Origin of the sequence: Microbacterium oxydans (assembly GCF_000956525.1) — a bacterium.
GTDB classification, from domain to species: Bacteria; Actinomycetota; Actinomycetes; order Actinomycetales; family Microbacteriaceae; genus Microbacterium; species Microbacterium oxydans_A.
Window position 1 is genome coordinate 14,355 of the sequence record NZ_JYIW01000014.1, and the last position, 21,027, is coordinate 35,381.

Here is a 21,027-nt window from a genome sequence, read left to right on the forward strand (position 1 = left end):
TGGTGGGTGTCGGTTGGCACCCAGTGTAGAACGGATAGTCCCTGATTGTTCAACAAGTTTGTTTCCGCTGTGCTACAACGAGGTTGCTTTCGTGTGATTCCTGCGGCGCATCCGTCGACGATCCGCCCGCTCCGGCACCTACGATGAAGGCATGAATCAGCAGGGCATGCTCGCCGACGTGCTCCGTCAGCGCATCATCGACGGGGACTTCGCGCCGGGGTCACGACTGTCGGAGTCGGCGCTCGCCGAGCAGTTCGACGTCTCGCGCAACACCCTCCGCGAGGCCTTCCGGGTACTCGCCGAACAGGGCCTCGTCGAGCACATCCCGCACCGCGGCGTCTCCGTCGCGTCGCCGACCATCGCCGACGTGATCGACATCTACCGCGCCCGCCGGGTGATCGAGTGCGCGGCGCTGCGCCAGTCCGAGCCCGAGCATCCTGCCGTTCAGCTCATGCACGAGGCACTCGCCGAAGCCGAGGAGCAGCTGCCGCACGAGGACTGGCGGCGCATCGGCAGCGCGAACATGGCCTTCCACGATGCGATCGTCGCGCTCGCGGACAGCGCGCGCCTGGCCCGCACCTATCGTGACGTCGCCGCCGAGCTGCGACTCGTCTTCCTCGAGATCGACCAGCCGAAGTCGCTGCACGAGCCCTTCGTCCGCCGCAACAGGGCGGTGCTCACTGCGCTGCTCGAGCGGGGTCCCGAGGCTGCTGCCGATGAGCTCGAGCGCTACCTCACTGCATCCGAACGCAGCGTGCTCGGGGCCTTCGCCCGCATGGGCCACGCCTGACGCCGCCGACCACCGGCGAACGATGACACTCAGCCGTGGACGAGACTGTTCAGCGCGGCCCAGCCGAGGATCGGCGGCGACGAGACGACGGCATCCGGGGTTTCGAACATCGCTGAGGCCCACTGCTGGGCGACACTGTATGCCGCTTCGGCGATCGAGGACCCGGCACTGATGCGGCTCGCGCCGGCCAGCGCGAGTTCGGAGATGGACAGTGTGCCTGGACCGAACGCGACGTTGAGCGGAAGCGGCGTTGCGCGCGCGAGAGTGGCGATGGTGTCAGCCCGCAACGCTCCGAGCACGAAGAACCCGCTCGCACCGGCACGGGCATACGCCTCGGCGCGCTCCACCGTCTCCTCTGTCCAGCGCGTGCTCCCCACGTCGGCGAGAAGATGCGTGTCGATGCGGGCGTTGATGAACAGTGGTATTCCAGCGTTCTCCGCCGCAGTCCGGGCCGCGATGATCCGCTGCTCCTGATCCTCGACAGGTCTGAGCGAGTCCTCGATATTGACTCCGGCGACGCCCGCGTCGAGACACGAGGCGATGGTGGTGGCGACGTCGTGTGGGGTCTCGCCGTATCCACGCTCGATATCGGCAGTGACTGGTACCGTCACCGACGAAACCACTCTCCGCACGACATCGACCGCGCGATCTCGGGTGAGCTCGTTCCCATCACGAGAGCCGAGCGACCAGGCGACTCCGGCGCTCGTCGTCGCGATCGCGCGAGCACCCGCGGCCAGAACAACGCGAGCAGAGGCCAGATCCCACACATTCGGCAGAATCAAGGGATCGCCCGAGACATGCAGTTCGTGGAGAGCGCGGGCGGACTCGACGAGCGTGGTCATCCTGCAATTCCAGCACAGTGCGTGTCCGTCACCGTGCACGGAAGCGAGCGATGCGGCCACGACGGCCGACAGCCGCACCCTGGGTGGCGATGTACGGGGCTGTGATCCTGCGCGCGGTCAGTCGACCTGCCCGCGCACGGCGCCGGAGGCTCGCAGCCGCACCGGGACCTCGCGCGCCGGTGCTTCCAGCGGCAGCGCCGCATCCGGTTCGGGCAGATCGTAGAGCCGGTACATCCACCGACGCGCGTCTTCCAGGGGGAACGTGTCGCCGTAGACCGAGAACTTCAACAGGATCCCCTCGAGCGTGCTGCGCAGCATGATCTCCTCGAGCTCGGGATCGACGGCACCACGTTCGCGGAAGACGTCGCGCACCGACTCCTCCGACTGGATCGCCCGCTCGTGGAAGCGGTCCTCGGACTGCGCGTACAGACGGTGCGTCGCAGGTTGCTGCTGGAGCGCCAGCACGACCTTCTGCAGCGGCAGCGCGTAGCCCGTCGACAGGATCGCACCGTCGATGATGCCGGCCAGTCGGGTATCCGCCGACCCCTGCACCTCCGGCAGCCCGAACAGCGCGGCGAACCACTGGTCGATGACCGCCACGATCAGTTGCTCCTTGCCACCGAAGTGGTAGCTCACGAGCCCTTGGGCGACGCCGGCGCGACGGGTGATGTCGGCGACACTCGCACCGGCGACGCCGCGTTCGCTGAACGTCTCGATGGCTGCGTGCAGGATGTTCTCTCTGGCGCGCTCGCGCGCCAGGCGGTTCTGCTCGTCTGAGCGCGCCATGGGGGTCCACCTCCTGGTACACCGGACTTCCGGTTGTTCCCCCCGACGTATAGATTACTCACTGAACGTGTATTCAATCTAAGAATCGTTCACCCACATGCGGGCGGGCTTGTCCTGGAGGGGCGTCAAGCCCGCCCACATGTCGCTCGCCCGTCAGTGCACAGCTCAGGCTGAGGCGCGAACCACGAGCTCGGTCGGCAGGATCGTCGTGTGCGGCGGATCGCCGCCGCCGAGACGTGCGAGCAGGACCCGCGCCATCGACTCCCCCTGCGCATACATCGGCTGCCGCATGGTCGTGAGTTGCGGATCCGTCGACGTCGCGACCGCGGAGTCGTCGAAACCGACCAGCGCGATGTCCTCCGGCACGCGCACCCCGGCGCTGCGCAGCACCGTGAGGGCGCCGCGGGCCATCAGGTCGCTCGCGACGAAGATCGCATCAGGACGCCCGGCTGCGAGGATGCGGCGCGCGGCATCCGCTCCGCTGGACTCGCTGTAGTCGCCGGCCTCCTCGGCGAACGGCCGCAGGCCCGCCTCGGCGAGCGCACTGCGGAAGCCCTGCACCCGGTCGACCGAGGAGACCATCGTCGGCGTGCCCGAGATCGTGGCGATCCGGGTGCGGCCGATGTCGATCAGGCGACGAGTGGCCTGGTGGGCGCTCCAGACGTTGTCGACGTCGACCACGTAGTCGTCCTCGCGCTGGCGCACCGGGCGGCCGCCGTAGACCACCGGAACCGCGTCGGCGATCCGGTCGATGAACGCGTCGCTCATGTGGTGCGACACGATCAGCGCGCCGTCGACCCCGCCGTTGAGCACGAAGCTCGACATCTTGTCGCCCGGGTCGTCGCTCGCGATCAGCAGGTTCAGCAGGTAGTCCGAGGTGCGCAACGCGCCGGTGATGCCGGCGACGATCGCCGCGAAGAAGGGGTCGCCGAAGAAGCGGGTGGTGTCCTCCGGAACGATCAGGGCGATCGCCTGGGTCTGATTCGACGCCAGGGAGCGCGCCGCGCGGTTGGGCACGTAGTTGAGCTGCGCGATCGCCGCACGCACCGCGACGAGCGCCTCGGGGCTGACCGCGGTCGACCCGTTCACCACGCGAGACACGGTCGAACGGGACACCCCGGCGGTGGACGCCACCTCTTCGATGGTCGCTCGTGACGGCACGGCTCTCCTTCAAGTCCGACGACGGCTCGGATGCTCCGCCAGCCTCGCCGCGCTCAGATACTGCGTGCGGCGATGATGCGAGCGTACTCCCGGCCGGAGTCCTTCACGCTCCGCTCCTGGGTGTCGTAGTCGACGCGCACGATGCCGAAGCGCTTGTCGTAGCCCCAGGCCCACTCGTAGTTGTCGAACATCGACCAGTAGAAGTAGCCGCGCACATCGACACCCGCCTCGACGGCATCCAGCACCGCCTCGAGGTGCAGGCGCAGGAACTCGGTGCGCTCGGTGTCGTGCACCCGCGTCTCGCCGTCCTCGACCACCGCGAGGTCGTCGTACGCCGCACCGTTCTCGGTCATCGAGAGCACCGTGCCAGCCGGCTGCGCGTACTCGGTCCAGATGCGCTCGAGCAGCCGGGTGAGCCCCTCCGGCTGCACCTCCCAGTTCTGGGCAGTGCGAGGCAGCCCGCGCTCGACGGCGTGGATGCGTTCGAACGACGGGTACGGGCTGCGCACCTTCCGCTCGGTGTCCGGCACGCTCTCGACAGCGGACTCCGCCGGGGCCGTGCCCGAGACGAGGTCGCCGTGGTAGTAGTTCACGCCCTGCGTGTCGATGTGCTGCGCGATGGTCGCGAGGTCGCCGTCGTGGACCGCCGCTTCGAAGGCGGCGACGGCCGCGGCATCCACCGCCCTGATGTCCTCGACGATGTCGGCCGGATACGCACCGCGGTAGATCGGATCGAGGAACCAGCGGTTGAACTGCCCGTCGATCCGGCGGGCGGCGTCGACATCGGCCGGGTCGTCCGGGTCAGCGGCGTCGGCGACCGTGTGGTTGAGGGTGATGCCGAGGTTCAGGCCGGCGTCGCGCCCGCGCAGCTCGCGGACGGTCTCGCCGTGCGCCAGCAGCAGATGATGCGAGGCGAGCAGCCCCTCCTCGATGCTCGTGTGTCCTGGCGCGTGCTCACCGCCGGTGTACGAGAGGAACGACGAGCACCACGGCTCGTTCAGCGTGGTCCACACGTTCACCCGGTCACCCAGTGCGTCGTGCATGGTGCCGGCGTACTCGAGGAATCGGCCGACCGTGTCGCGGTTCGTCCAGCCGCCCTGCTCCTGCAGCGCCTGCGGCATGTCCCAGTGGTACAGCGTCAGCCACGGCAGGATGTCGGCATCCAGCAGTTCGTCGACCAGGCGCTCGTAGAAGTCGACGCCCTTCGCGTTCACAGCGCCGCCATCCGGCCGGACGCGCGACCACGAGGTCGAGAAGCGGTAGGTCTGCAGGCCGAGCCGCGTCATCAGCGCCACGTCGTCGGCGTACCGGTGATAGTGGTCGCAGGCGACGTCGCCGGTGTCGCCGCCGATGACCGCGCCGGGCACCCGGGAGAACGCGTCCCAGATCGATGCCGTGCGTCCGTCCTCGAACGCCGCCCCCTCGATCTGATAGGCCGCTGTCGCGGCGCCGAACAGGAAGTTCTCGGGGAAAGCGCGGGTCATAGGGGTCATCCTTTCACCGCGCCAGCCATGATGCCACTGACCAGCTGCCGTCCAGCGACCACGAAGAGCACGAGGAGCGGGAGGGTAGCGAGCACGGCACCGGCGAGCACGATGGAGTAGTCGATGTAGTAGCCGGACTGCAGCTGGCTGAGCGCCGTCTGCAGGGTCGGATTCTGCGGGGAGAGCACGATCAGCGGCCAGAGGTAGTCGGTCCACGCGGTCATGAAGGTGAACAGTCCGAGGATCGCCATGGCCGGACGAGCGGCGGGGATGCCGACCGTGAGGAAGGTACGGAACTGGTTCGCACCGTCCATGCGCGCGGCCTCGATCAGTTCGTCCGGGATCACGTCGACCAGATACTGCCGCATGAAGAAGACGCCGAATGCGGTGACCAGGGTCGGCACGATCACCGCACCGATCGATCCGGTCCAGCCGAGTTCGCGCATCAGCATGAACAGCGGGATGATGCCGAGCTGGGTCGGGATCGCCATGGTCGCGATCACGAAGATCATCAGCCCGTCTCGGCCCTTGAACCGCAGCTTCGCGAACGCGTAGCCGGCGAGGGTCGAGAACGTCACGACCGAGATCGTGATGATGCCGGAGATCAGGAACGAGTTGCCGAGCGCGAGCCAGAACGGGATCGCGTCGAGCACCTTCGCGGCGTTCACGAAGAAGTTCCCGCCGGGGATCAACGGCAGCGTCTCACCACGGGTGGCATTGGTGCCGCTGGCGACGACGACCGACCACCAGAGCGGATACACGCTGCCGATGATGAAGGCGGCGAGCAGGCCGTAGGTGAGGAACCCCGGACGACTGCCGATGCCGGCGGTTCCTCCGGTCGTGCCACGTCGGCGGCGGATCTTCTCTGGCACGCTGAGCGCCTGGGTCGCGGTCATCGTGCGCGCTCCTCGGTCGTGGAGGTGGACGTCGTGGTCGTACGAGCGCGGCGGCGCGCTGCACGGTTCTTCGGGGCGTTGCCGGTGGAGATCCGCCGGGAGATGAGGAAGTTGATCACGCCGATACCGACGATCAGCAGGAACAGCAGGATCGCGACGGCGGATGCTTCACCCAGGTTCCGCCGGAAGAAGGCGAGCTCCCACAGGAACAGCACCGTGGTCTGGAACTGCCGGTCACTCCCGCCGATACCACCGGCGGTCGAGACGTCGAACAGGCGTGGTTCGGCGAAGATCTGCAGTCCGCCGATCGTCGCGGTGATGATCACGAAGATCAGGGTGGGTCGGATCGTGGGGATCGTGATCGAGAAGAACCGGCGGGCGGAGCCAGCGCCGTCGAGCGCGGCCGATTCGTACAGGTCACGCGGCACCGCCTGCATCGCGGCGAGCAGGATCAGGGCGTTGTACCCGGTCCAGCGGAAGTTCACCATGATCGCGATCGCGAGGTGCGACAGCGCGGTGTTGTGCTTCCACTCCTGGTCGGCGATGCCGATCAGGTTCAACAGGTTGTTGGCGAGACCGTCGGCCTCGTTGAAGATGCTCGAGAAGATGATGGCGACCGCCACCGGGGTCACCACGAACGGGATGAGCACGCTCATGCGCCAGAAGGTGGGTGCGCGCAGGCCTCGGTCGAGCAGGTAGGCGACGACCAGGGCCACCGCGAGCTGCGGGATCGCGGACAGCAGGAAGATGCTGAGCGTGTTGCCGATCGAGTTCCAGAACATCGCGTCGTTCAGGATCTCGACGAAGTTGTCGAGACCGACGAAGCCCTGCTCGCCCTTCAGGAGATCCCACTCGTGCACGGCCACGTAGACCGTGTACAGCAGCGGGAAGAGCCCGACGAGGCCGAACAGCAGGAAGAACGGCGAGATGTAGAAGTACGGGGAGGCGCGCTGGTCGAACCGCGACAGCCGGTGCCGCCATGGCCGCTTGGACGCAGCATCCGGTGTCTGTTCGGATGCCGTCTCGCGGCGTTCCGCTGTGATGGTCATGAGTCGTCCTTGCTTGACGCGAGTGGGGGCGCTGAGCCGTCTGGGTCCCTGAGCCTGTCGAAGGGTCCTGAGCCCCTCTGGGTCCCTGAGCCTGTCGAAGGGTCCGGTGGTGCTTCGACAGGCTCAGCAACCCAAGAGGGCAGGCTCACCAACCCAAGAGGGCAGGCTCACCAACCCAAGAGGGCAGGCTCACCAACCCAAGAGGGGCAGGCTCAGCAACCCCGTTGGGTCACTGAGCCTGTCGAAGTGATCAGCCGACGAGGTCGTTCAGCAGCTGGATCGCCTGGTCCCAGGCACCCTTGGTGTCGGTCTCGCCGCGGTCGAGGCTGCTCAGCGCCGGACCGAAGACGTTCTCCTGGATGACCGAGTCATCCGCACCCTTGAACTGCGCGACGACGCCCTTGGCGCGTTCGGCGAGGATCGCGCCGGTCGGTGCGTCGTTGAAGAACGGGTTCGGCGTGGCATCCGATGCCAGCGTCTCCTGTGCCTTCACGGTCGACGGGAAGTTGCCGGCCGCTGCGGACTGCTTCACCTGCTGCTCGGGCTGCGTCAGCCAGTCGGCGAGCTCTGCGGCCGCTTCCTTGTGCTGCGAGCTCTCGGGGATCGACAGGAACGCGCCGCCCCAGTTCGCCGCGCCGCCGGGGAAGACGTCGGCGAAGTCCCAGCCGGTGTCTGCGTCGCCGCCGCCGGCCTCGACCTGGCCCTGCACGATGCCGAGCATCCATCCGGGGCAGACGAAGGTCGCGAAGGTGCCGTCGACGAACGACTTGCCGCCGTTCCAGTCCCAGGCCGTCTGCGCTGCGGACTGGCCGCCCTCGGTCGCGGCTCCCAGCAGCTCGAAGCGTTCCTTGAGCTCGGCATTGCCCTCGACGTTCAGCTCGCCGTCTGCGGTGTAGTAGCCCTCGTCGAGCTGGTTGACCATCGCGTTCCACACGAAGCCGGAGTGGTCATACCAGGCCTTGCCGGTCTTGGCCGTGTAGTCGGCGCCGACCTGGAAGAAGTTCGCCCAGTCGCCGTCGAGCAGCGTCTTCACGGACTCGCGGTCGCTCGGCAGACCTGCAGCCTCGAGCGCGGGGCCGTTGTAGCAGATGCCGCTCGGGCCGATGTCGGTGCCGTAGCCGATCACGCGACCGTCGGCATCGGTTCCCTGTGCGTACTTCCAGTCGACCCAGTCATCCTTGCGGTCTTCGATGCCGTAGTCGCGAAGGTCGACGAACGTGTCGGAGACGTCCATCACGGCGCCGAGCCAGCCCTCTTCGATCGCGACGATGTCGCTGAGGCCGGAGCCGGCGGCGATCTTGGTGAAGGCGTCGGTGCGGGCGTTGCCACCGGTGTCGATGTTGGTCGCCTCGATCTTCACGTTCGGGTGGAGCTTCTCGTACTCCTTGTAGAGGTCTTCGTAGCCGAAGGTGCCGAAGGTCGTGACGGTCAGCGTCACGTCTCCGTCGGCGTCTCCGCCGGTCGCGTCGCCGGTACCGGGCGTGCAGCCGGCGAGGGCGAGGGCTGCGACGGATGCCACGGCTGCTGTGGTGAGGATGCGATTGCGGGCGCGGGTGTTCACGGTTCACTCCTTTGTGGGGGTCGTGCGATGGGTGGTGCTCAAGGGAGCCGTGGGAGCGCTCCCACGACTGGTTCGCCACTCTATGGGAGCGCTCCCATGCATGTCAAGCAGATCGTCATCGGTGCACGATTCAGCAAAACCGAGCCCGAATGTCGCCTCTCAGCCCAGATCCGCCCCTCGCCCCCGCGTTTTTGCTGAGTTCTGAACGCGGGTAGCCTTGCTCGGTGCCCGAAGCCGAACTCTCCCCCGCCCTCCTCCGCGCCGCATCGCTGATCCGCAACGTTCCGGACTACCCGCAGCCCGGCATCGTCTTCCGCGACATCACGCCGCTGCTCGCGGATGCCGAGGCGCTGAAGGCCACCACCGACGCGATCCTCGAGCCCTTCGCCGGACAGTTCGACGTGGTCGCGGGCATCGAGGCACGCGGCTTCATCCTCGCCGGGGCCGCGGCCATCGCCGCAGGCGCCGGGCTCATCCCGATCCGCAAGGCCGGGAAGCTGCCCCGACCTGCGGCATCCGTCGACTACGCGCTCGAGTACGGCACCGCCACGATCGAGATGCACGACGACCTGCCGGCAGGGTCGCGCGTGCTGCTGATCGACGACGTGCTCGCCACCGGCGGCACCCTCGCCGCCGGACGCCGGATCGTCGAGCAGCTCGGCAGCCACGTGATCGGCATCTCGGTGCTGTTCGAGATCGACGGGCTCGGCGGTCGCGACCTGATCGGCGATCTGCACACGGTCTTTCACGCCGAATGACGACCGCGTCGCACCGGCGTGGTGGGCAGCCACGGCCCGGTAGACTGGGGCCGCCAGCCTTCCCGCGACTTCCGGCGTTTCGACTCCTCGCTGCGCTCGTCGCTCACTGACCGAGAGGTGCGGCCTGCGGCCGCCAAGAGGATCAAGATGCCCACCATCGTCGTCGACGTCATGCCCAAGCCCGAACTGCTCGACCCGCAGGGGAAGGCCGTCTCCGGCGCATTCGCCCGTCTCGGCGTCGAGGGCTTCACCGATGTCCGCATCGGCAAGCGCTTCGAGCTCACCGTCGAGGGCGAGGTCACCGACGAGCTGCTCGCCGAGGCCGCGCGCATCGCCGACGAGGTGCTCTCCAACTCCGTGATCGAGGACGTCGTCGGCATCGAGGTCGTCGAATGACCGCACGTATCGGGGTCATCACGTTCCCCGGTTCGCTCGACGACCGCGACGCGCAGCGCGCGGTCCGCATCGCCGGCGCTGAGCCCGTCGCCCTGTGGCACGGCTCGCACGACCTCGAGGGCGTCGACGCGCTCGTCCTCCCCGGCGGCTTCAGCTACGGCGACTACCTGCGCGCCGGTGCGATCGCCGCACTGTCGCCGATCATGAGCGAGGTGAAGGATGCCGCTGCGAAGGGTATGCCCATCCTCGGCATCTGCAACGGCTTCCAGATGCTCGTCGAGGCGCACCTGCTGCCCGGCGGGCTGATCCGCAACGACCACCAGCACTTCGTGCGCCGCGACCAGCGCCTCACGGTCGAGAACTCCGACACCGCGTGGACGAACACGTTCCGCACCGGCCAGGAGATCGTGATCCCGCTGAAGAACGCCGACGGCGGCTACATCGCCGACGACGCGACGCTCGACCGCCTGGAGGGCGAGGGCCTGGTGGCCTTCCGCTACGCCGGCGTGAACCCGAACGGCTCGCTGCGCGACATCGCCGGACTCACGAACGAGGCGGGCAACGTGGTCGGTCTGATGCCGCACCCCGAGCACTCGGTCGAGGCCGGCTTCGGCCCCGACACCGCAGTCGCCATGCGCAGCGGCATCGACGGCCTCGGCTTCTTCGCGAGCGCGATCGCCGCGGTCGCCCGCGTCGCCGCCTAGCCCCGAGCCGCGCGGCGTCGCCCCGGCGGGGCCGCCGCGGCCGGCGGAACGGCAGTGGCCGGCGAGGTCACTCCACGGGCAGCGTGAACGGGTTGTCGCCGAGCGCCGCGAGCAGGTACCAGGCCGTCGCGCCGGTGTGCAGGCTCGCGTAGTACAGGTCGCCGAAGCCGGAGTCGAGCCCGTCGGTCGACGTCGCAACGATGCCCTTGCCGTCGCCGTTCGCGGCGTCGCGCTGCGCGAGGCGGATGCTGCTCAGCAGCGTCTCCGCCTCGGCGGCATCCCCCTGTCCGTCGCGCAGCTTCAGCGCGAGCGCGAGGTGGCCGCTGCCCTCGAACCAGACCTTCGACACGTCGGTGTCGCTGATCGACGCGCCCTCGTACTGGCCGTCGGTGGCGATGAGGTTGGCGAGCGTCCAGTCGAGCGCTGCACCGTAGCGCGCGTCTCCGGTGGCCAGAGCCGTCCAGGTCTGCGAGTCGAGCGGCACCGGGTGCGTGTTCGTGGTGGCGCCGTCGTTCAGGGTGCCGGTGTCGACGTGGCCGTCAGCCGACTGCATCGCCGCGACGAAGGCGGCGGCGGTCGCGGCGCGGTCGGTCCAGGTCGCGTCGCCGGTGAGCTGTCCGAGCTGCCCGAAGAATCCGGCGATGTCGGCGTTGTGCTCGGTCGACTTCCAGGTGAGCGATGTGCCGTTGTCGGTCTGCCCGCCCGTGTATCCGAACGGAGCGCGCACCGTGTCGGCGGTGTTGGTCTGGATCCACTGCGCGATGCGCAGCGCACCGTCGAGGTACTTCTGTTCCCCCGTCGCGTGGAAGAGACGGGTCAGCGCCATGCCGACCCATGCCTGGTTGCCGGTGAACGTTCCGGGGCCCGTGATCTCCATCCGCCCCTGCCGGATGCCGTGGGGCTCATACGAGGTGCGCACCCGCCCGTCGCCGATCGGATCGGAGTCCTGCAGGAACAGCAGTGCATCACCGACGGTCTGCGCACGTCGCAGGTCGTCCGGCCGACCGCGCGCGGTGTACGCGATCACGACCAGGGCATCGTCGTAGACGAATGACGGCGTGAAGTCCCAGCTCGGGGTGGTGAAGAATCCGCCCTCGTAGCTGCGCGGCAGGCAGTGGCCTGCACCGTCGCAGAACTCGTCGACTCGACCGTCGAGGAACTCGTATGCCATCGCGACGGAGGTCGACGGGTCCGGTGCGCCGGTGGCCGCTGCCGCATCGCCGGATGCAGCGGCAGCGTTCAGCACTGCCGGGGCCGCCCCGACGACCAGGGCCGCCGCCACGACGGCAGCGACGACGGCTGGAACGGAACGGCGCGACGCTGGCATGGGGGATACCTCGCTGGACGGATCGGTGGGGACGGACGATTCGCACGTGCGGTCTGGGGAACCGCGTCAGTAGTTTCGCATGCTCGCACAGCCGGACGGAAGGGGCTGGCGCCGGGTTTTTCGAGCGCGCCCGCGCGTAGCAAGAAGCATCCCGGCACGCAAGGCTTTTGCGCCCCTGCGGGGCCGGACGCACGATGGGGCGATGCCTTCCTCTTTGCCAACGGAAACAAGGAAAGGACACCCCATGTCCCGTGACCAGTACACCTTCACCAACCCCGCCGAGCTCTACTCGGACATCTCGCCCGAGAAGCAGCACATGCCGGAACCCGGGCTCGACGCCGACCTGAGCCCGAAGGCCGACCTCGGTGAGGAGAGCTACCGCGGCACCGGGCGGCTGAAGGGACGCAAGGCGCTCATCACCGGCGGCGACTCCGGCATCGGCGCGGCGACCGCGATCGCCTTCGCCCGCGAGGGCGCCGACGTCGCGCTCTCCTACCTCCCGGAGGAAGAGGAGGACGCGAGTCGTATCGCCGGCATCCTCCGCGAGGCCGGCGCGACGGTCGCGACGCTGCCGGGAGATCTGCGGGATCCGGACTACTGCCGTTCGCTCGTGGCCGACGCCGTGTCGGCGCTCGGAGGCCTCGACATCCTCGTCAACAACGGCGGCAAGCAGATCTACCAGGAGTCGCTCTCCGACATCACGGACGAGCAGTTCGACGACACCTTCAAGACCAACGTGTACGCGATGTTCTGGACCACGAAGGCTGCGCTGCCGCACCTGCCGGCAGGCTCGGCCATCATCAACACCACGTCGATCCAGGCGTACTCCCCGTCGGACATCCTGGTGGACTACGCCTCGACGAAGGCCACGATCAACGCCTTCACGAAGGGCCTCGCCCAGCAGCTGGCCCCGAAGGGCATCCGTGTGAACGCCGTCGCTCCCGGTCCGATCTGGACGCCGCTGCAGCCGAGCGACGGGCAGCCGCAGGAGAAGATCGACAGCTTCGGCGAGGACACGCCGCTCGGCCGCATGGGTCAGCCCGCCGAGCTCGCCCCCGCATATGTCTTCCTCGCCTCGGCCGAGTCGAGCTACGTGATCGGCGAGACGCTCAACGTGAACGGCGGCATGCCGACCCCCTGACCCCCGCTGTTCCCGCCGAGCGGCCCCTTTGCGTGCGAGCCACCCCTTTCGGGCCGTACGCAAAGGGGCCGCTCGCGTGGAAAGGGGCCGCTCGCGGCGCAATCCAGGGGGGATTTATGCGAGCGCGGGAGGCCAGACTCCGATGAGTACCGCCATGACGACGACCGTCACGAGCTCGTGCGCGATGTTCAGGGTGGTCAGCGCGGTCGAGCGGCCCTCGAAGGCATCGTGGGTGATGAAGCGAGCGGCGGTGAACCCGGCCCATAGGGTGACCGCGGTGACGATCGCGCCCCAGAAGAACGAGCCGCCGTAGAAATGCCAGGAGATGGCGGATGCTCCCGCCAGCACCCACGACGTGATGAAGCTGACGATCACGGTCGTGACGATCGCCCACGTGGCGCTGGCGGCGGGCCGGTCCATGTCGACGTTCGCGAGCTTCGACCAGCGGGTGCCGAAGACCTTCGGCGTGTACCAGATCGAGCCGACCACCATGCTCGACGCAGTGGCCAGCAGCACAGCCCAGTAGTTGATCTCGGGAACCATCGTCGCCTCCTCGAATCGGATGCCGTCAGGCTACTCCTCACCCCCGCCGAGCGGCCCCTCTGTGTGCGAGCCACCCCTCTTTGCGCCGTGCACAAGGGGGTGGGTCGCACACAAGGGGGCCGCTCGCGCACACGGAAGGGTTGGAGAAGAGAGGGGGGCGCTGGCGTGGCTGCAAGCGCTTGCAGTAGCCTGGGCGCATGACCCAGCTTGAGCAGATCGCAGCGCCCGGTTCCGAATGGTGGCGCAGCGCCGTCATCTACCAGATCTACCCCCGTTCCTTCGCGGACGCATCGGGCGACGGCATCGGCGACCTGCCGGGTGTCACCAGCCGCCTCGACGCGCTGCAGGAGCTCGGGGTCGACGCGATCTGGCTCAGCCCGTTCATGACGAGCCCGCAGCACGACGCCGGCTACGACGTCGCCGATTACCGCGACGTCGACCCGCTGTTCGGCACGCTCGCCGACTTCGACGAGATGCTCGCCGAAGCGCATGCCCGCGGCATCCGCGTCGTCGTCGACCTCGTCCCGAACCACTCCTCCTCGCAGCATGCCTGGTTCCAGGCAGCACTGAAGGCCGCTCCCGGCAGCCCGGAGCGCGCGCGGTACATCTTCCGCGACGGCAAGGGCGAGAACGGCGAGCTGCCCCCGAACAACTGGGAGTCCGTGTTCGGCGGCGGCATGTGGGAGCGCATCACCGAAGCAGACGGCACCCCCGGCCAGTGGTACCTGCACATCTTCGACCCCACGCAGCCCGACTTCGACTGGAACAACGAAGAGGTGCGCGAGGAGTTCCGCTCCATCCTCCGCTTCTGGCTCGACCGCGGTGTCGACGGTTTCCGGGTCGACGTGGCCCACGGCATGATCAAGGCCGACGGCCTGCCCGACTACACCCCGCCGAGCGACGCCGACTCGATGGGCGGCGGCGAGGCGGACGTGCCCTACTGGGGACAGGATGCCGTGCACGACATCTACCGCGACTGGCACCAGGTGCTCGCGGAGTACGACGGCGACCGTGCCCTCTGCGGCGAGGCCTGGCTGCCCACCCTGAAGAAGACCGCGCTCTGGGTGCGACCGGACGAGATGCACCAGACGTTCAACTTCCCGTACCTGCAGACTGCGTGGGACGCGAAAGAGCTCGGCGACGTCATCCGCGAGTCGCTCGACGCCTTCGGCGAGGTCGGCGCACCCAGCACCTGGGTGCTCTCGAACCACGACGTCGTGCGGCACGCCACCCGCCTCGCACTGACGGCCGACAACCCCCAGGGTGAGGGCATCGGCCCGAACACCCCCGACAAGCCGGATGCCGCGATCGGCCTGGCCCGTGCACGTGCCGCCACGACGCTGATGCTGGCCCTCCCCGGCTCGTCCTACCTGTACCAGGGCGAGGAGCTCGGGCTGCCGGAGGCGATGGAGATCCCCGACGCATTCCGCCAGGACCCGACCTGGTTCCGCACGCACGGCGAGCGCTACGGCCGCGACGGATGCCGCGTGCCGCTGCCCTGGACCGCCGAGGGCGCCGCCTTCGGGTTCAACGACACCGGCCGCTCGTGGCTGCCGCAGCCGGCCGACTGGGCGACCTACGCCCGCGACGTCGAAGCGGGCGACCCGAACTCGACGCTGTCGCTCTACACGCAGCTGCTCGCCGAGCGCCGCGCTCACGGGTTCGGCAGCGGCTCGCTGATCTGGGAGGATGCCGGATCGGATGCCGTGGCATTCCGCCGGGGCGACGTGCACGTGGTCGCGAACCTCGGCACGGCTCCGCTCGACCTGCCGAGCGATGCGACGATCCTGGTGCGAAGCCAGGCGTTCGACGGCACCGCGCTGCCGATCGACACGGCCGTCTGGTACACGCAGGGCTGATGCATCCCGGTTCCGGTCGCGATTCCTGCCGCGTGTCGCCCTGACGGGCGGCGGGAATCGCGACCGGAACGCGGACGAACGGATGCCGGAACGCAGCCGGACCGACGAACCGGAACGAACGCAGACGGAGCGACGACATGACGAGCATCGATGAGGTCGCCCGGCTCGCCGGGGTCTCGACGGCGACCGTCTCGCGCGCGCTGAGCGGGCGGGGGCAGGTCTCGGCATCCGCCCGCGAACGCGTGCTGGCCGCGGCATCCGACCTCGGCTATGTCGTGTCGTCCCGGGCCTCCAGCCTTGCCTCCGGACGCACCCGCAACATCGGCGTGATCGTGCCGTTCCTGGACCGCTGGTTCTACAGCGCGGTGCTCTCCGGCGTCTCGGCGGCGGCGATGCGCCAGGGCTACGACATCACCCTGTACAACATCACGAGCGACCGCGACGTTCGCCGCGAGGTGTTCGACACGTTCCTGCGGCGACAGCGGGTGGATGCCGTGATCGCGGTGTCGATCAAGCTCGACGACGACGAGACGCAGCGGTTGCTCGACCTCGGGATGCCGGTGGTCGCGATTGGCGGACCGCACCCGCGGCTCGAGACGCTCACGGTCGACGAGGAGGCCGTCGCTCAGCTCGCGACCACGCATCTCATCGCGCGCGGGCACCGCGACATCGCCCACATCAGCGCGAGTCCGGCGTTCGACACCGGCTTCCGCGTGCCGAGTCGACGTCGCGCCGGCTTCGAAGGGGCGCTGGCCGCTGCGGGCATCGCGCAGGACCCGGCTCTGATCGAGCTCGCCGACTTCACGGTCGAGGGCGGGCACAGGGCGGCCGCGCGGATCCTCGATCGGATGCCTGGTGCGACGGCGATCTTCGCGGCATCCGATGAGATGGCGATCGGCGCGATCCTCGCCGCCCGCGAGCGGGGCCGTCGCGTGCCGGAGGACGTGTCGATCATCGGCGTCGACGGCCACGAGCTCGGCGCGTTCTTCGGCCTGACCACGGTCGATCAGTTCCCGCTCCGGCAGGGAGAGCGGGCTGCGGATGCCGTGATCCGCCAGCTCAGCGGAGCGGATGCCGCGACGTCCCCGTCGCCGCTGCCGTTCGAGCTGACGGTGCGCGGGTCGACCGGGCCGGTACGCTCGGACTGAGAGCACTCGCTCGATCACCCCCCTCTTCTCCGCACCGTCCTCCGTGCCAGCGCGCCAGACGGCCTGCGATCGCACGCCTTCCAGGAGCACCCATGACCGCGGTCACCCCCGCCCGCGACAGCGCCTCGCGCTACCGCATCGAACCGACCGTGCTGCAGGCCCTGCGGAGTCCTCGACTGCTGACCCGCGAGGTGCTCGCCGGACTCGTCGTCGCCCTCGCGCTGATCCCCGAGGCGATCGCCTTCTCGCTCATCGCTGGCGTCGATCCGCGGGTCGGGCTCTTCTCGTCGTTCATCATGGCCGTCGCGATCGCGTTCGTCGGCGGACGCCCCGCCATGATCACCGCCGCCACCGGTGCCGTCGCGCTCGTGATCGCCCCGGTCGTGCGCGAGTACGGCGTGGACTACCTGATCGCGACCGTGCTGCTCGGCGGCGTGATCCAGATCGTGCTGGCGCTGCTCGGCGTCGCGAAGCTCATGCGCTTCATCCCCCGCTCGGTCATGGTCGGCTTCGTGAACGCGCTGGCGATCCTGATCTTCATCGCCCAGCTCCCGCAGCTGTTCGACGTGCCGTGGCTCGTCTACCCGCTGGTCGCGGTCGGCCTCGCCATCCTGGTCCTGATGCCGCGGATCACGAAGGTCGTGCCGGCGCCGCTCGTCACGATCGTGCTGCTCACCGCGGCGGTCGCGGTGTTCGGCTGGAGCGTGCCGACGGTCGGCGACCAGGGCGAGCTGCCCCAGAGCCTGCCCTCACTGTTCATCCCCGATGTGCCGCTCACGGTCGAGACGCTCGCGATCATCGCGCCGTTCGCACTCGCCATGGCCGTGGTCGGGCTGCTCGAGTCGCTGATGACCGCGAAGCTCGTCGACGACATCACCGACACGCACTCCCGCAAGACCCGCGAAGCCTGGGGCCAGGGTGTCGCGAACATCCTGTCCGGCGCGTTCGGCGGCATGGGCGGCTGCGCGATGATCGGGCAGACGATGATCAACGTGAAGGCCTCTGGTGCCCGCACCCGCATCTCGACGTTCCTCGCCGGCGTCTTCCTGCTGATCCTGGTGCTCGCGCTCGGCGACGTCGTCGCGGTGATCCCGATGGCGGCACTGGTCGCGGTGATGTTCCTGGTCTGTTTCGCGACCTTCGACTGGCACAGCATCCGTCCTGCGACGCTGCGGCGGATGCCGAAGAGCGAGACCGCCGTGATGCTGATCACCGTGATCGCGACGGTCTGGACGCACAACCTCGCGATCGGCGTCGTGCTCGGTGTGATCACCGCGATGGTCATGTTCGCCAGGCGGGTCGCGCACTTCGCGACCGTGAGGCGCACGGTCGACGCCGAACGCGCGCTGTACACGGTCGACGGCGAGCTGTTCTTCGCGTCGAGCAACGACCTCACGACGCAGTTCGAGTACGCCGACGACCCGGCGCACGTCGTGATCGACATGAGCGGCTCGCACATCTGGGACGCATCGACGGTCGCCGCGCTCGACGCCGTCGTCACGAAGTACGAGCAGCGCGGCACGACGGTCGAGATCCGCGGCCTGAACGACACCGCCGCCGAGCTGCACCGGAGACTCTCCGGGAAGCTCGACGGCGGTCACTGACTCCGCTCGTTCACAATTCAGCAAGAACGCCAGCCGGGAGGGCCGGACTGCGCGTTTCGGCGGCGCCGACGCGAATCCTTGCTGAAACGTGAACAGCCGACTCGGCTCACGGAGCGGTGATGAGCCCCTGCGTCGCGGTGCGGGCCGCCTGGAAGCGGCGCTGCACGTCGGGCCAGTTCACGAGGTTCCAGAACGCCTTGACGTAGTCGGCGCGCACGTTGAGGTAGTCGAGGTAGTAGGCGTGCTCCCAGACGTCGAGCTGCAGCAGCGGGATGACGCCGAGCGGAGCGTTGCCCTGCTGGTCGAACAGCTGGAAGATCACGGGGCTGGCGCCGACGCTGTCCCAGGCGAGCACGGCCCAGCCGGAGCCCTGCACGCCGAGTGCGGTGGCGGTGAAGTGCGCGCGGAAGGCATCGATCGAGCCGAAGGCGTCGACGAGCGCCGCCTCGAGCTCGCCCTCGGGTGCTCCGCCGCCCTCGGGCGACAGGTTCTGCCAGAACACCGAGTGGTTGATGTGGCCGCCGAGGTTGAAGGCGAGGTCCTTCTCGAGCTTGTTGACGACCGCGAGGTCGCCGGCGCTGCGTGCTGCGGCCAGCTGCTCGAGCGCGGTGTTCGCGCCCGTCACGTAGGCCTGGTGGTGCTTGGAGTGGTGCAGCTCCATGATCTTGCCGGAGATGTGCGGCTCGAGCGCCGAGTAGTCGTAGGGCAGTTCGGGGAGCGTGTACAGCGTGGACATGCGTGTTCCTTTCGATGGTGCGGATCTCAGATGGTGTAGTCGGATGCCAGGGTGTGGAAGCGGCGATCCATGTAGATGAGGGGGCGTCCCTGCGGGCCGGAGATGACGTCGAGCACCTCGGCGATCACGACGGTCGATGCCCCGACGGGCACGGTTCGCAACGTGTGGCAGCGCAGGGCGGCACGAGCGGAGGCGAGATGCGGTTCGCCGGTGTCGAGCGCGGTCCACCCCTGGCTGGGCGTGAACCGCTCGGCGCCGCTCGTGGCGAAGCTCTGCGCGAGCTCGGAGTGCTCGTCATCGATCAGGTGCACGACGAAGCTCGAGGCCGAGAGGAGCGCACCGGCCGACCCGGTCGCCCGCGTCACCGAGAACACGATCGCAGCCGGATCGACCGAGACCGAGGCGACGCTCGACGCGGTGAGGCCGACCGGTCCGTCGGGCGTCGACGCCGTGATGATCGCGACGCCGGCCGGGTGGGTGCGGAATGCCGCCTTGAGTCCTTCTCCGACCGCGGTCGGCACCGGCTTCTCGTTCATCGTCCTGCCTCCGTCATGTGCGTCTGCCCGGCGTGCGAGAGCATCTCGGTCCGGTCGACGATCTTCGTGCGCTCGCGACCGCGTTCCGCACCGGCACCGCGCTCGGCGGCGTCGATCCGCAGCCACCCCTCCAGGTCTACCGCATCGGTGAGATGCGCGATCGGGTCGGCGTCGCGTTCCGACACATCGGCGGCGGCGAGATCGTCGACGAGATGCCGCACGGTCTGCGCGGCATCCGATTTGGTGGAGCCGATCAGACCGACCGGACCGCGCTTGATCCAGCCGGTCGCGTAGAGCCGCGGGAGCGGGGCTCCACCCTCGCCGAGCACTCGCCCTTCGGCGTGCGGCACGACTCCGTTCTCGGTGTCGAACGGCACGCCAGGGACCGGCGTCGACCGATAGCCGATCGCTCGGTACACGGCGCCGACGTCGTAGCGCAGCAGCTCGCCGGTGCCGACCATGCGGCCCAGTCCGTCAGACGCGGTGCGCTCCATCTCGATGCCGGTCACTCGGTCATCGCCGAGCACGCGCACCGGGCGCTGGCGCAGGTGCAGATGCACCCGCCGCGAAGCCGATCGGATGCTCTGATCGCGCGCCGCCCATTCCGTGAGCGTCCGCACGATGATCCGACGCTGGGAGAACTGCGCGATCATGCGTTCGGCGTGCTCGTCCAGCGCGATCTCGGCCGGATCGACGATGACGTCGACGTCGTGCTGCTCGGCGAGCTCGCGGAGTTCGAGCGCGGAGAACCGCAGATCGGCCGGACCACGGCGCGCGAACAGGTGCACGTCGCGCAGTGGGCTGGCTTCGAGCGCATCGAGGACATGATCTGGAGTGTCGGTGTGCGTGAGCGCTGCCGCGTGCTTGGCGAGGATCCGGGTGACGTCGAGCGCCACGTTGCCAGCGCCGAGCACGGCGACCGATTCCGCCGCGAGCGGCCAGTCCCGCGGCGCATCCGGATGCCCGTCGTACCAGGCGACGAAGTCGGCGGCACCGAACGAACCGGGCAGATCGATGCCGGGGATGTCGAGCCGCACGTCGAGGTCCGCCCCGGTGGCGACGACGACCCCGTCGTACGCGGCGCGGAGCTCGTCGATCGTGATGTCGACGCCGATCTCGACGTTGCAGCGCAGCCGGATGCGCGGATCGCTGAGCACGTCGTGCAGGGCATCCGTGATCTTGCGGATCCGCGGATGGTCGGGCGCGACGCCGTATCTGACCAGCCCGTACGGAGCCGGCAGCTTCTCGAAGAGGTCGATCTCGACCGTCGGTGCGAGCCCGAGCAGGATGTCGGCCGCATAGATGCCGGCGGGTCCTGCCCCGACGATCGCGACACGGGGGGCGAGCGCGCTCATTCGGCACTCTCCTGCGGCGGCAGGGCCGCGACGAACGGATGGTCGAACGAGTACATGCCGACCTTGGCTGCGCCACCGGGCGAGCCGAGTTCGGCGAAGAACTCGACGTTGGCCTTGTAGTAGTCCTGCCACTCGTCGGGCAGGTCGTCCTCGTAGTAGATGGCTTCGACGGGGCAGACGGGCTCGCACGCTCCACAGTCCACGCATTCGTCAGGGTGGATGTAGAGCGAGCGCTCTCCCTCGTAGATGCAGTCGACGGGACACTCGTCGATGCACGCACGATCCTTCACGTCGACACAGGGCAGGGCGATCACATAGGTCATCTGGCGGCTTTCCTCGGGATACCTCTAC

21 protein-coding genes are annotated in these 21,027 nt (G+C 68.7%); 8 read left to right on the forward strand and 13 right to left on the reverse strand.

Going from position 1 to position 21,027, the window contains the following annotated elements; translation table 11 throughout:
- Positions 1 to 151: 151 nt before the first annotated feature.
- A complete protein-coding gene (locus RS83_RS01210) occupies positions 152 to 790 on the forward strand; it encodes a GntR family transcriptional regulator (RefSeq protein ID WP_045277683.1) in 639 nt (212 codons plus the stop codon).
- A gap of 29 nt (positions 791 to 819) precedes the next feature.
- Here RS83_RS01210 and RS83_RS01215 read toward each other — a convergent pair whose 3' ends face one another.
- From RS83_RS01215 to RS83_RS01245, 7 genes are all read right to left on the reverse strand, one after another.
- A complete protein-coding gene (locus tag RS83_RS01215) occupies positions 820 to 1,632 on the reverse strand; it encodes an isocitrate lyase/PEP mutase family protein (RefSeq protein WP_045277684.1) in 813 nt (270 codons plus the stop codon).
- Positions 1,633 to 1,749: 117 nt separating this feature from the next.
- Positions 1,750 to 2,418 (reverse strand): TetR/AcrR family transcriptional regulator, encoded by a 669-nt coding sequence (locus RS83_RS01220; RefSeq protein ID WP_045277685.1) that lies wholly within the window; start codon positions 2,416 to 2,418, stop codon positions 1,750 to 1,752.
- A gap of 165 nt (positions 2,419 to 2,583) precedes the next feature.
- Entirely contained in the window at positions 2,584 to 3,579 is a 996-nt protein-coding gene (locus tag RS83_RS01225) for a LacI family DNA-binding transcriptional regulator (RefSeq protein ID WP_045277686.1), read from the reverse strand.
- A gap of 53 nt (positions 3,580 to 3,632) precedes the next feature.
- Positions 3,633 to 5,063, reverse strand: coding sequence for a GH1 family beta-glucosidase (locus RS83_RS01230; RefSeq protein WP_197072038.1), 1,431 nt, complete (start codon positions 5,061 to 5,063; stop codon positions 3,633 to 3,635).
- 5 nt (positions 5,064 to 5,068) lie between these two features.
- On the reverse strand, positions 5,069 to 5,959 hold the full coding sequence (locus RS83_RS01235) for a carbohydrate ABC transporter permease (protein WP_045277688.1): 891 nt from the start codon (positions 5,957 to 5,959) through the stop codon (positions 5,069 to 5,071).
- Positions 5,956 to 7,008, reverse strand: coding sequence for a carbohydrate ABC transporter permease (locus tag RS83_RS01240; protein ID WP_045277689.1), 1,053 nt, complete (start codon positions 7,006 to 7,008; stop codon positions 5,956 to 5,958). The genes RS83_RS01235 and RS83_RS01240 overlap by 4 nt, the downstream gene beginning before the upstream one ends.
- A gap of 250 nt (positions 7,009 to 7,258) precedes the next feature.
- Positions 7,259 to 8,569 (reverse strand): ABC transporter substrate-binding protein, encoded by a 1,311-nt coding sequence (locus RS83_RS01245; RefSeq protein WP_045277690.1) that lies wholly within the window; start codon positions 8,567 to 8,569, stop codon positions 7,259 to 7,261.
- Between the two features lie 224 nt (positions 8,570 to 8,793).
- On the opposite strand from RS83_RS01245, the gene RS83_RS01250 reads away from it, so the two are divergent.
- From RS83_RS01250 to purQ, 3 genes are all read left to right on the forward strand, one after another.
- The gene (locus RS83_RS01250) at positions 8,794 to 9,327 is read left to right on the forward strand and encodes an adenine phosphoribosyltransferase (RefSeq protein WP_045277691.1); all 534 of its coding nucleotides are present in this window, start codon (positions 8,794 to 8,796) and stop codon (positions 9,325 to 9,327) included.
- A 147-nt stretch (positions 9,328 to 9,474) separates the two neighbouring features.
- The gene (gene purS, locus RS83_RS01255; RefSeq protein WP_045277692.1) at positions 9,475 to 9,723 is read left to right on the forward strand and encodes a phosphoribosylformylglycinamidine synthase subunit PurS; all 249 of its coding nucleotides are present in this window, start codon (positions 9,475 to 9,477) and stop codon (positions 9,721 to 9,723) included.
- Positions 9,720 to 10,427 carry a phosphoribosylformylglycinamidine synthase subunit PurQ gene (purQ, locus tag RS83_RS01260; RefSeq protein WP_045277693.1) on the forward strand — a complete coding sequence of 236 codons (708 nt, stop codon included), beginning with the start codon at positions 9,720 to 9,722 and terminating at the stop codon, positions 10,425 to 10,427. The genes purS and purQ overlap by 4 nt, the downstream gene beginning before the upstream one ends.
- Before the next feature lie 67 nt (positions 10,428 to 10,494).
- Here the strand turns inward: purQ and RS83_RS01265 are convergent, their stop codons facing one another.
- Positions 10,495 to 11,754 (reverse strand): hypothetical protein, encoded by a 1,260-nt coding sequence (locus RS83_RS01265; RefSeq protein ID WP_045277694.1) that lies wholly within the window; start codon positions 11,752 to 11,754, stop codon positions 10,495 to 10,497.
- 244 nt (positions 11,755 to 11,998) lie between these two features.
- On the opposite strand from RS83_RS01265, the gene RS83_RS01270 reads away from it, so the two are divergent.
- Positions 11,999 to 12,895 carry an SDR family oxidoreductase gene (locus tag RS83_RS01270; RefSeq protein ID WP_045277695.1) on the forward strand — a complete coding sequence of 299 codons (897 nt, stop codon included), beginning with the start codon at positions 11,999 to 12,001 and terminating at the stop codon, positions 12,893 to 12,895.
- 114 nt (positions 12,896 to 13,009) lie between these two features.
- On the opposite strand, the gene RS83_RS01275 is transcribed toward RS83_RS01270, so the two are convergent.
- Positions 13,010 to 13,438, reverse strand: a complete 429-nt coding sequence (locus RS83_RS01275; RefSeq protein ID WP_045277696.1) for a DUF1761 domain-containing protein — start codon at positions 13,436 to 13,438, stop codon at positions 13,010 to 13,012.
- Between the two features lie 197 nt (positions 13,439 to 13,635).
- On the opposite strand from RS83_RS01275, the gene RS83_RS01280 reads away from it, so the two are divergent.
- From RS83_RS01280 to RS83_RS01290, 3 genes are all read left to right on the forward strand, one after another.
- Positions 13,636 to 15,297, forward strand: a complete 1,662-nt coding sequence (locus RS83_RS01280; RefSeq protein ID WP_045277697.1) for an alpha-amylase family glycosyl hydrolase — start codon at positions 13,636 to 13,638, stop codon at positions 15,295 to 15,297.
- 137 nt (positions 15,298 to 15,434) lie between these two features.
- Positions 15,435 to 16,445 (forward strand): LacI family DNA-binding transcriptional regulator, encoded by a 1,011-nt coding sequence (locus tag RS83_RS01285; RefSeq protein ID WP_045277698.1) that lies wholly within the window; start codon positions 15,435 to 15,437, stop codon positions 16,443 to 16,445.
- Positions 16,446 to 16,537: 92 nt separating this feature from the next.
- Positions 16,538 to 18,049, forward strand: coding sequence for a SulP family inorganic anion transporter (locus tag RS83_RS01290; RefSeq protein ID WP_045277699.1), 1,512 nt, complete (start codon positions 16,538 to 16,540; stop codon positions 18,047 to 18,049).
- 106 nt (positions 18,050 to 18,155) lie between these two features.
- On the opposite strand, the gene RS83_RS01295 is transcribed toward RS83_RS01290, so the two are convergent.
- Genes RS83_RS01295 through fdxA form a run of 4 tightly spaced genes read right to left on the reverse strand, consistent with a single transcriptional unit; the run spans position 18,156 to position 20,999 of the window.
- Positions 18,156 to 18,785: a superoxide dismutase gene (locus RS83_RS01295; RefSeq protein WP_045277700.1), complete on the reverse strand. Its 630-nt coding sequence runs from the start codon at positions 18,783 to 18,785 to the stop codon at positions 18,156 to 18,158.
- 26 nt (positions 18,786 to 18,811) lie between these two features.
- The gene (locus RS83_RS01300) at positions 18,812 to 19,321 is read right to left on the reverse strand and encodes a flavin reductase family protein (protein WP_045277701.1); all 510 of its coding nucleotides are present in this window, start codon (positions 19,319 to 19,321) and stop codon (positions 18,812 to 18,814) included.
- On the reverse strand, positions 19,318 to 20,676 hold the full coding sequence (locus tag RS83_RS01305; RefSeq protein WP_045277702.1) for an FAD-dependent oxidoreductase: 1,359 nt from the start codon (positions 20,674 to 20,676) through the stop codon (positions 19,318 to 19,320). Before RS83_RS01305 ends, RS83_RS01300 begins: the two co-directional genes overlap by 4 nt.
- Entirely contained in the window at positions 20,673 to 20,999 is a 327-nt protein-coding gene (gene fdxA / locus RS83_RS01310) for a ferredoxin (protein WP_045277703.1), read from the reverse strand. The genes RS83_RS01305 and fdxA overlap by 4 nt, the downstream gene beginning before the upstream one ends.
- Between the last annotated feature and the right edge of the window lie 28 nt (positions 21,000 to 21,027).